Source organism: Chitinophaga sp. YR573 (genome assembly GCF_900110995.1).
GTDB lineage: Bacteria > Bacteroidota > Bacteroidia > Chitinophagales > Chitinophagaceae > Chitinophaga.
The window spans coordinates 1-11,926 of the sequence record NZ_FOJF01000004.1; the positions used below are offsets into that span (position 1 = coordinate 1).

The 11,926-nt window shown below is 46.1% G+C and carries 2 protein-coding genes; both read right to left on the reverse strand.

The annotated features are described in order from the left end of the window. Nucleotides 1-10,910 (reverse strand): Ig-like domain-containing protein (locus tag BMW86_RS32355; protein WP_143056761.1); only part of this gene is annotated, 10,910 nt, incomplete at its 3' end. A gap of 338 nt (nucleotides 10,911-11,248) precedes the next feature. Then, nucleotides 11,249-11,926: gliding motility-associated C-terminal domain-containing protein (locus tag BMW86_RS32360; RefSeq protein ID WP_143056762.1), on the reverse strand; the 678-nt coding region annotated here is incomplete at its 5' end.

Sequence of the window (11,926 nt, forward strand, 5' to 3'; positions counted from 1 at the left end):
CGGATGGTGTAAGCCGCGTTGGCAGCACCAGCATCCAGGGTGAGGGTGTTTCCACTACATATTGAAGTGTCATTACCCAGGTTCACTACAGGTTTGGCAGTGTATTGCAGGTCATAAGTCACCGGATCAGATACACATCCTGTTACACCGTCTGTCACTGTGAAGGTAGCCTGAGTAGCACCTTTCAGATCGAACACGTTGCTGGTTTGTGTCAGCGGTGTGGTTACGGCTGTTGCTGGTGTGATACTAACGAGCGTGAATTTAGGTTTGCTGACTTTGTTTTTCAACAGGATGGCAAACTTGGTATTGTTAGAACAGTTGACAGGCAGGGTAGGATCCAGTTCTGGTTTAGGACAAGGATTCACCGTGATGGTCTGTACACGTTCTATTGCCTGGTTACCACAAGCATCTGCAATGGTCCATCTTCTGATGATGGTATATCCGTTACAGATATCTTTTACATAAGGATCTTCCTTCATGGTAGCCTTCTTCGGGAAGGTCCCATCACAATTATCGCGGGCATATAAGGTAGCCGCAATCTGGATAGATTCCCCACAATTCACGGTGATGTTAGCCGGAGCCGGATCAATCACTGGTTTGGTGGTATCTACAACTGTGATCACCTGGCGAATAACAGTACTATTACCACATTCATCTCTAGCCGTCCAGGTACGGATCAGTTGATAGTTGCTGGCACAAGCACCGGTGATGTTCTGCCTTGTCTGTGTGTAAGCGATTTTCACATTGCTGGTAGCGCTGCAATTATCGATAGCTTTCAGATTAGTAGCAGGAGCTGGTATTGCATCGCAACTGATGGTAGTATCTGCCGGAGGTACTACGGTGAATGTTGGTCTGGTTGTATCCTGTACCACGATTACCTGAGACATGATGGTAGTATTACCACAATCGTCTTTGGCGGTCCAGGTACGTGTTAATTTGTAATTATTAGAACAGGTAGTTGACAGGAATTCTTTTTTCTGACCTACGGTAACAGTAACAACAGCGGTACAGTTGTCGGTAGCGGTGACAGTTGGCAGAGCAGGTACCTTATCGCAATCTACGGTTATGTTTGCAGGTTGTGGGATAGAGAATACTGGTCTGGAAGTATCCTGAACAGTGATTGTTTGTCTGAGTATGGTCGTGTTACCGCAGTTATCAGTAGCTATCCATTTACGGATGATACGATAGTTCTGCGTGCAGGTGCTTCCTGTAATGGTGGCTAGCGAATCTGTAGGCGTCACTGTGATAACACCAGGTGTACAATTATCAGTAGCGGTGAGGTCTGTTTTAGCAGGTACCTTATCACAATCTACGGTGATGTTTGCAGGTTGTATCATGGTAAACACAGGCGGCGTTAAGTCTTTCACAGTAACGGTCTGTCTTAAGGTATCACTCACATTACCACAGGCATCAGCGATCACCCATTTACGGATCAGCAGGTAGTTGCTGGTACATGCTCCGACAATATCCTGTCTTACTTCGATCGGCACAACAGTGAGCATCCCGGCGCAATCATCTTTTGCAGTCAGGTTTACAGCAGCAGGTACGGCATCACAATTCACCGTTACATTAGCAGGAGCGGCAGTAGTGAATACCGGCGCTGTTCTGTCTACCACAGTAATGGTTTGTTGAGCAGAAGTATTTAATCCGCAACGGTCAGTAGCAGTCCATGTACGTCTGATAGTAGTTGTACAGGCATCTACGACTGTTGTCAGATCAGCAGAAGTTACTGTCAATACTTCTTTACTGTAAGGTTCATGACTGAAGGTAGGAGTACCAAACAGTGTCGTGTAATCTTTACCCTGTATACAATCAGTAGTGATGGCAGCAGGTACGGTTACAACTACCGGCGGTTTAGTGATCAGCGACAACTTCACAGCGTTGCTGGTATCAGGAGCGCATGCACCGGAAGTGACTACACGTTTAAACCAGGTGGTGGCGGCAATCACTCCTGATGAGTAAGTGTTGTTAGTAGCACTGGCAATAGCCGTGTAGTTAATGCTGTCTGTGCTCATCACCCACTGGTAAGTATATGTTCCTTTACCACCACTTACAGCACCACCTGTGAGAGTAGCAGGAGTTTCGGTCGCACATAACGTTTGGTCAGCAGTGATGGTGTTACCCAGAATCGGACCAAAGTTAGTGAGTGTGACATTGGAAGAGGTCGAACATGTTAAGTTAGAAATAGTCCATGTCAGTGTTGCGGTAACACCGGCAGGTACATTCACCGTCGCATTTGTTTTGTGGATGTCAGCTGCGGCGATTGTTACAGAAGCAGGCGACAGAACAGTCCATGTACCAATAGCAGATGGCAGATCAGGTGTGTTACCAGCCAGGATGAAGATAGGATCTCCGCAATGTTCCTGTGCGGTACCCGCATCGGCATCTACCGCTTTTTGTGCATTCCTGAGAATAACGGTATCTGTTGAAGTACACGAACCGTTAGTGATTGTCCAAACCAGGTAAGCAGAGTCACCGGTGGCAACTGTTACAGCTGATGTTGGACTGGTTGGTGTTGTAATAGTAGCTGTTCCTTTTAAGATTGTCCACACACCTGTGCCAATACCTGGTGTGTTAGCCGCCATGGTAAAGTTTGGATCCACACAGTGTGACTGATCGGGGCCAGCAACTGCTGGTATATTCATTGCATTGCTCAGGATAATATCATCACTGGTAGTACAAACACCATTTGTGATAGTCCATCTTAAAGTAGCCGTATTACCAGCTTTTACAAAGATGGTGGTTACCTCACTTGAAGGAGTTGTGATGGTTGCTGTTCCTGAAACAATTGTCCATACACCCGCACCGAAAGTAGCCTTGTTGGCGACCATGGTAAACAGTGAATCAGAACAATGAGACAGATCCGGACCAGCTGCTGCATTAGCAGGCTTCATATAGTTGGTCAGTACAACAGTTGAAGAAGAAGGCGGACATGTTCCATTGGAAATAGTCCACTGGAGGGTAGCTGTTTTACCCGCTAACACGAACACCGTACTTGTAGGACTGGTTGGCGTAGTGATAGTAGCAGTACCTGACACAATTGTCCATACACCTGTTCCCACAGTTGGCGTATTAGCCGCCATGGTGAACAGAGAATCAGAACAATGTGATTGTGCTGATCCGGCAACTGATGTTGATGGATTAGCGTAGTTTCTTAAAATTACTTGTGAAGTAGTTGTACAAGTACCATTTGTGATGGTCCATACCAGGTAAGCGGAATCACCATTGGCCACTGTTACAGCTGATGTAGGACTAGTGGGTGATGTGATAGTTGCCGTACCTGAAACGATTGTCCATACACCTGTTCCGGTACCGGCGCTGTTAGCCGCAAGTGTAAAGGCAGGAGAAGCACAATGAGCCTGATCGAGACCAGCAACTGCCTGTATATTCTGATAGTTATTCAGTACAATAGTAGAAGTAGAAGGTGTACAGGTACCATTAGAAATGGTCCATTGCAGGGTAGCTGTTTTACCCGCTAACACGAACACAGTGCTTGTAGGACTGGTTGGTGTTGTGATAGTAGCAGTACCTGAAATCACTGTCCATGCACCTGTTCCTACAGTTGGCGTGTTAGCAGCCATAGTGAACAGAGAATCAGAACAATGGGATTGAGCAGGACCAGCAACTGATGTTGTTGGCGCTGCGTAGTTCATTAAAATTACGGTAGAAGTGCTGGCACAACTACCATCTGTGATGGTCCATACCAGGTAAGCAGAGTCGCCGTTGGCCACTGTTACAGCTGATGTAGGACTAGTGGGTGATGTGATAGTTGCCGTACCTTTTACAATTGTCCAGGCACCTGTTCCCGTACCCGCGTCGTTAGCCGCAAGTGTAAAGGCAGGAGTAGCACAATGAGTCTGGTCGGGACCAGCAGCAGCTTGTATGTTTTTGTTATTAGTAAGAACGACAGTAGAAGAAGAAGGCGTACATGTTCCATTAGAAATGGTCCACTGCAGGGTAGCGGTGTTACCTGCTAACACGAACACCGTCGTAGTTGGACTGGCTGGTGTAGTGATAGTAGCAGTACCTGAAACAATTGTCCATACACCTGTTCCTACAGTTGGGGTGTTAGCCGCCATGGTGAACAGAGAGTCATTACAATGTGTCTGAGCAGGACCGGCAACGGATGTTGTTGGTATATCATAGTTGGTTAAAACTACATCATCTGTTGTTGTACAAGTTCCGTTAGTGATTGTCCATCTCAGGGTGGCGGTGGTACCATTTGCAACAGTCACTGCTGAAGTAGCACTTGCTGGCGTTGTGATGGTAGCAGCACCTGAAACAATTGTCCATACACCTGTTCCGGTAGCAGGCGTGTTAGCCGTCATGGTGAAAGCAGGCGTAGCGCAATGGTCCTGGTCTGCACCTGCAGCAGCCTGGATCTTCATATTATTTGTCAGTACAACATCGTCTGTTAATACGCAGGTACCGTTAGTGATCGTCCATCTCAGCGTGGCAGTATTACCTGCTAACACGAATACAGTACTTGTAGGACTGGCTGGTGTGGTAATAGTAGCAGTTCCAGAAAGGATGGTCCATACACCAGCACCCACACTTGCAGGAGTAGCTGCCATTGTAAACAGGGAGTCTGAGCAATGTGTCTGGTCAGGAGCCGGAGTGATTGGCGTTGGCGCAGCATTATTGGTCAGTACAACCGTTGTTGAAGAAGCAGTACATGTACCATTTGAAATAGTCCACTGCAGGGTAGCTGTTTTACCTGATAATACAAAGACAGTCGTAGTTGGACTGGTTGGTGTAGTGATAGTAGCCGTACCTGAAACAATGGTCCATAAACCTGTTCCTACTGTTGGCGCGTTAGCCGCCATGGTGAACAGAGAATCAGAACAATGTGATTGAGCAGGACCAGCAACAGAAGTTGTTGGTGTAGCGTAGTTAGTTAATACTACATCATCTGTTGTTGTACAGGTTCCGTTTGTGATAGTCCACCTCAGGGTAGCGGTGGCACCTGTCGCAACTGTCACTGCAGAAGTAGCACTTGCTGGCGTTGTGATGGTCGCAGCACCTGAAACCAATGTCCATGTACCTGTTCCGGTACCTGGGGTGTTAGCTGCCATGGTGAAAGCAGGAGTAGCACAATGATTCTGATCAGCACCAGCAACAGCCGGGATACTCATATAATTGGTCAGTACGATGTCATCATTGCTGGTACAAACACCATTTGTGATCGTCCATCTTAAAGTAGCCGTATTGCCAGCTTTTACAAAGATGGTAGTTACTTCACTTGAAGGAGTAGTAATGTTTGTACCTGCACCTGAAACAATGGTCCATACACCTGCACCGAAAGTAGCTTTGTTGGCTACCATGGTAAACAGTGAGTCGGAGCAATGAGACAGATCCGGACCAGCTGCTGCATTTGCAGGCTTCATATAGTTAGTCAGAACAACCGTAGAAGAAGAAGCGGTACATGTACCGTTGGAAATAGTCCATTGCAGGGTGGCTGTTTTACCCGCTAATACAAACACAGTACTTGTAGGACTGGAAGGTGTAGTAATAGTAGCCGTACCTGAAACAATGGTCCATAAACCTGTACCTACTGTCGGCGTGTTAGCCGCCATGGTGAACAGAGAGTCAGAACAATGTGACTGAGCAGGACCAGCAACAGAAGTTGTTGGTGTAGCGTAGTTAGTTAACACTACATCGTCCGTTGTTGTACAGGTTCCGTTGGTGATTGTCCATCTCAGGGTAGCGGTGGCACCACTCGCAACCGTCACTGCAGAAGTAGCACTTGCTGGTGTGGTGATGGTAGCAACACCTGAAACTAATGTCCATAAACCTGATCCGGTAGCAGGCGTATTAGCCGCCATGGTGAAGGCAGGCGTAGCACAATGAGTCTGGTCAGCACCGGCAGCCGCTTGTATATTTTTGCTATTGGTTAGAACAACAGTTGTTGAAGAAGCGGTACATGTTCCGTTGGAAATAGTCCACTGTAATGTAGCAGTATTACCCGCTAACACGAACACCGTACTTGTAGGGCTGGTTGGTGTAGTGATAGTAGCCGTACCAGAAACGATTGTCCATACACCTGTACCCACTGTTGGCGCGTTAGCAGCCATGGTGAACAGAGAGTCAGAACAATGTGACTGAGCCGGACCAGCAACAGATGTTGTTGGAGTAGCGTAGTTCGTTAACACTACATCATCCGTTGTTGTACAGGTTCCGTTGGTGATAGTCCATCTCAGGGTAGCGGTAGCACCATTAGCAACCGTCACTGCAGAAGTAGCACTTGCTGGTGTAGTGATGGTGGCAGCACCTGAAACTAATGTCCATGCACCTGATCCGGTAGCAGGCGTGTTAGCCGCCATGGTGAAAGCAGGAGTCGCGCAATGGTTCTGGTCAGCACCGGCAGCAGCCTGGATCTTTTTATAGTTGGTCAGTACGATGTCATCTGTTAATACACAGGCACCGTTAGTGATGGTCCAGCGTAAGGTAGCAGTGTTACCCGCTAACACGAACACAGTACTTGTAGGACTGGCAGGTGTAGTAATAGTAGCAGTACCTGAAAGGATGGTCCATACACCAGCACCTAAACTTGCAGGAGTAGCTGCCATTGTAAACAGGGAGTCTGAGCAATGTGTCTGGTCAGGAGCCGGAGTGATTGGCGTTGGTGCAGCACTATTGGTCAGTACAACCGTTGTGGAAGAAGCAGTACATGTTCCATTGGAAATAGTCCACTGCAGCGTAGCTGTTTTACCAGCTAACACGAACACCGTACTTGTAGGACTGGTTGGTGTAGTGATAGTAGCCGTACCTGAAACAATGGTCCATACACCTGTACCCACAGTTGGCGTGTTAGCCGCCATGGTGAACAGAGAGTCAGAACAATGTGACTGAGCCGGACCGGCAACAGATGTTGTTGGAGTAGCGTAGTTCGTTAACACTACATCATCCGTTGTTGTACAAGTTCCGTTAGTGATTGTCCATCTCAGGGTAGCGGTAGCACCATTCGCAACCGTCACTGCAGAAGTAGCACTTGCTGGCGTTGTGATGGTAGCAGCACCTGAAACCAATGTCCATGCACCTGATCCGGTAGCAGGCGTGTTAGCTGCCATGGTGAAAGCAGGCGTAGCACAATGGTTCTGGTCTGCACCGGCAGCGGCCTGTATATTCTTATTATTTGTAAGAACGAGAGTCGTTGAAGAAGCGGTACATGTACCATTTGAAATGGTCCATTGCAGGGTAGCTGTGTTACCAGCTAATACAAAGACAGTCGTAGTAGGACTGGCAGGTGTTGTGATGGTAGCAGTACCTGAAACGATTGTCCATGCACCTGTACCTACTGTTGGCGTGTTAGCTGCCATAGTGAACAGGGAATCGGAACAATGTGTCTGAGCAGGACCTGCAACAGATGTTGTTGGTGTAGCATAGTTAGTTAACACTACATCATCTGTTGTTGTACAGGTTCCGTTGGTGATTGTCCATCTTAGAGTAGCGGTGGCACCATTAGCAACAGTAACAGCAGAAGTAGCACTTGCTGGCGTTGTGATGGTAGCAGCACCTGACACCAATGTCCATGCACCTGATCCGGTAGCAGGCGTATTAGCCGCCATTGTGAAAGCAGGCGTAGCACAATGGTTCTGATCAGCACCAGCAGCAGCCTGTATCTTTTTATAGTTGGTCAGTACGACATCATCATTGGATGTACAAACACCATTTGTGATCGTCCATCTCAGCGTGGCTGTATTACCCGCTAACACAAACACCGTACTTGTCGGACTGGCAGGAGTAGTGATAGTCGCCGTACCAGAAACAATTGTCCATGCACCTGTTCCTGCAGTTGGTGTGTTAGCAGCCATAGTGAACAGAGAATCAGAACAATGTAACTGATCAACTCCGGCGGCAGCAGCGGCAGGTTTGGTGTATACAGTTACGGTTCCGCTTGCGCAGGCAGTATTACCGCAGGTTCCTTCTGCTCTCACATAATAAGTAGTGGTAGCGCTGATACCATGAACAGCGATAGAAGCGCCACTATCGATAGCGGTACCACCACATGCTCCTGCATACCATTTCCATTTTGCATCCGCGCTGCCGTTTGCTTTCTTTCCGAGGTCCCCACCTACAACTGTCAGGATGGTAGAACCAGTATCGCAAATACTTGGTGTACCCACGGTAACGCCTGTAGGAGCGGTAGGAGGAGAAGAAACATTTAAAGAGAACGGAATATCTGTCGTACATCCCGGGTTGGCAGTAGATACCGTGAGGATGAAGTTATAAGTATTAGGAGCTGGTAATGTACCTGTAGGATAAGTAACCGTGATAGGCCATACAAGTGCATCAGTCATTGTTACAAAACCAGGCAGTGCAGGTGTACCTGCTTTCAGTACATAATTAGTAGGTGCTCCCGTGGTTGAAACTGAATCCACATTGAAGGTACCCGCTGAACTACATATAGTAAGAGGTGCTTTCAGTACAGCAGATGGAGGAGCTGTTTTATGTAAAGTAACAGTTCCAACATTACCAGAACAACCTGCAGCATTGGTAATTGCCCAGGTTAACACTACATCCTGTATACCAGCAACGGTAACGGTTGTAGTAGGGGAGGTAACATCTGCGATAGTAGCTACACCCGATACCAGTGTCCATTTACCACTTTCTGCTGCAAGCCCCGTTAATGTAAGATCCGGTGCAGAAGCTGCCATCGTGAATACATTCGAAGTAGCACACTGTGTCTGATCCGGACCTGCATCACTGAAGGTAGGATTGTTCACCAGGGAGAGTGTATCCGTAGAAGTAATCTTACAGGTTCCGTTAGCTGTAGGCTGAGCCGTCCAACCGATTACCACTGTACTACCATATGGCATACTCACTTTGGTATTTATCTTGGCTGGATTGTAGATCTTGACATAGTCATTGATCGTTTCACCTGCCTGAAGGTCAATACCAGTATAAGATACAATAGACCATGAACCGATTACCCCTGTCTGAGTAGAATCAGGCAGATTGAATACACCAGTTGGGTTTGCACTGGAACAGTTTATAATCGCAGGGAACTTGATCTTAGGTGGTGTTTGCGTAATGATCACCTTTAAAGGAAGTGATTGTACCGAACAGGTCCCAGACCTCACCATCACGGAATAAATACTGTCAGCCAATGATCCGGGTTGCACCTCAATATCTGTGGCGCCATTCCACTCAGGCATCAATGTAGTATCAATAGCAGAACCATGAGAACCGCGATACCACCTGATATCCTTACCAGCCAGTGATTTGTTGATTTTATAATCTACCACTTCTCCCAGACAGATGGATACCGTATCAGGTGTTACATCCACAACGGGTTTAATATCTGTTTTGATGACGGCACTATTTGAGTCGATACATGTTCTACCGCCGCCTTCTCCATAATACACATAACCATATACCCAGATAGTAGTATCCATTGTTAACGTGACCGATCTTGTTGCGCCCGTATATCCCGGAAGGTCCTTCCAGGAGAAAGTATCGAAACCACCGGATGCTTCTAAGTCAACCGCATCTCCCACACAGACCTGACTCTTGGTAAGAGACAGGATAGGCATTGGTAAGATCGTAATTTTAACCGGACTTGAAGGATTAGCACAACCTAAGGAATCCGGGATCCCTTTATCATATACACGAACGCGGAAAAGGTAGTCTGCGGCTACCGTTTTAGTACCTTTTAATGATCCTGCAGGAATCTTGAGTAAAGAATCCCTTGCCGTACCATAAGGTACATTAAACCATGAGATACCACCATTATCACTCATTTCCCATTGATAAACGGGTTTAGTGAAATACCCGACAGGTAATATAGAAGATGATAATGTATCTGGAGTTCCTTCACACAATACTTCTTTCAGATTGGTATTATTACCTACCAGACCAGCCGTAATAATTGGACTACAATAAGTAAAGTTAATATCATCAATGGCGATATCGTTACCACAACCACCGGGCTTATTATTAACAATACGTACCAGTACGTCTGCTACACCGGATGGAATAGTAAATTGTCCACCGTATCGCAACCATTTGGCGCTCGTATCAGGGAGCTTCATTGATATCGCATAAGTCCTGAAATTAGCGAGTACCTGATTCGTATTAGCCGCATTTACCACCTGGAAGGTCACACCTGCATACTTGTAATCACTTACACAACCACTTTCAAATGTACTTTGAGTATTTAAGTTCAGTGCCCATGCGCTGAAATTATAAACAGATCCACTACAAAGCCCCGTTACTTTCTTCTGATAGAATCTCTGAGGCAGCGCCGCAGAGTTCACCACCATCATGGCGCCATTCGTATTACCTGTATGATCCTTTAAATTTATCCATTCACCACGCAAGCTGGTGGTATTCGAAATTGCATAATATTCATCCGCCAGAATACCGGTAGCCTGATATGGATAGAATACCACGCTATCTACAGGGTAAGCCCTGCGGACAGTGGTAGTACCAAAGTCTTCATTGAAACCTGCCATCACAGCATATCCACCATTACAGGTATTAATAGTACAGTTAACAGCTACCAGCTTTTTAGTAACGGTATCATACTGAGTAGTACCGTTATTTATCTTATAAGGTAAGGCTGCCTTAAACGTATAAGTACCTGGTACCAGAAACTCCAACGTCAGGGACTTTGTATTTGTTAGCTTTGTTGCCTTAACAGGAGAGGTATTTGCCGAGTATAATATATTATAATCTGCGGCAGAACCGCTGGGAGTTATAATCACCCAGTTAGCATCTGCCGGATAAGTGTATTTATTACCTCCGGTCATAATAGCATTGATACTGGTAAACTTCGCCTGATCAGCAGTACTGCTGCTAGTCGACATACACACCGTATCTGGTACGTTCATGTACTTTGACTGAGCCTGCACCATGCCTAGTGCACAGAAAATGCAGAGAATTAATAATGCTACAATCTTTCTCATTATCGAGTTGTTTATTAAAAAGTATCAGGTTATGAATACTAGGTTTGATATTCATTTCCTGATTTATTGTTTTTACCAATGAAATGTTCCTCCGAACCCCTTATAGGGATGGCATTTTAGAAGAGTAAAGGCATTTCACAGGTTAGGTTAATTTCTATCGATATGGCTAAAAGTGGAGATATATTAACATTAAAGGTATGGATAATATATTTAATATAATAGATGTGTATATAATTTAATATAAATAACACAGTAATAAACGAATAGAGAGATACCTTATAACGAAAAAGGCGCCCCGGGATTTCCCGGGGCGCCTTGCCTATTTGTATTTTGACTTCTTATCGGATAACGGTTATTTCACCTTTCACTACATTAACAGGTCCGCCCATTAATTTCTTGTAGCTCAGCATCCACACATAAGTTCCGTTGTCTACCAATCTTCCACCATACTTACCATTCCATCCGGTCTGGGAGTCTTTACTGATGAAGATCATTTCACCCCAACGGTTGTAGATACGTAAGTCGTAATCATACATTGGTCCGTTAACAATTGGTTTGAAGGTATCATTGTTACCGTCACCATTTGGCGTGAAGGCATTCGGGAATTGTGGTCTTGGATCACAGTCTTTAAATGTTACGGCTATCTGGTCTGTAGCAGTACCGCAATCATTGTAGACTGTAACTGAGTAATAACCGGATACAGTTACAGGGTAAGTTGGTGTGGTCGCACCATCCTGCCATTTGATACTGTTACCTGTTCCAGCGTTTACAGTCAGGGTGAGTGTCTGGCCTTTACACAATGTGGTGTCATTACCGAGCAGTACCGCAGGGATACCTGCTACATTTACACTAACACTATCCATTGTGATCCTGGAACAGAACTTATCCATTACAGAGATGATATACTTACCAGGTTGTGTAATTTCCTTCACCGGATTAGTGTCTCCATCATTCCAGAGGTAGGAGATAGCGTCCGGATTAGATCCGTCTACCACTACACGACCACCGATACAAAT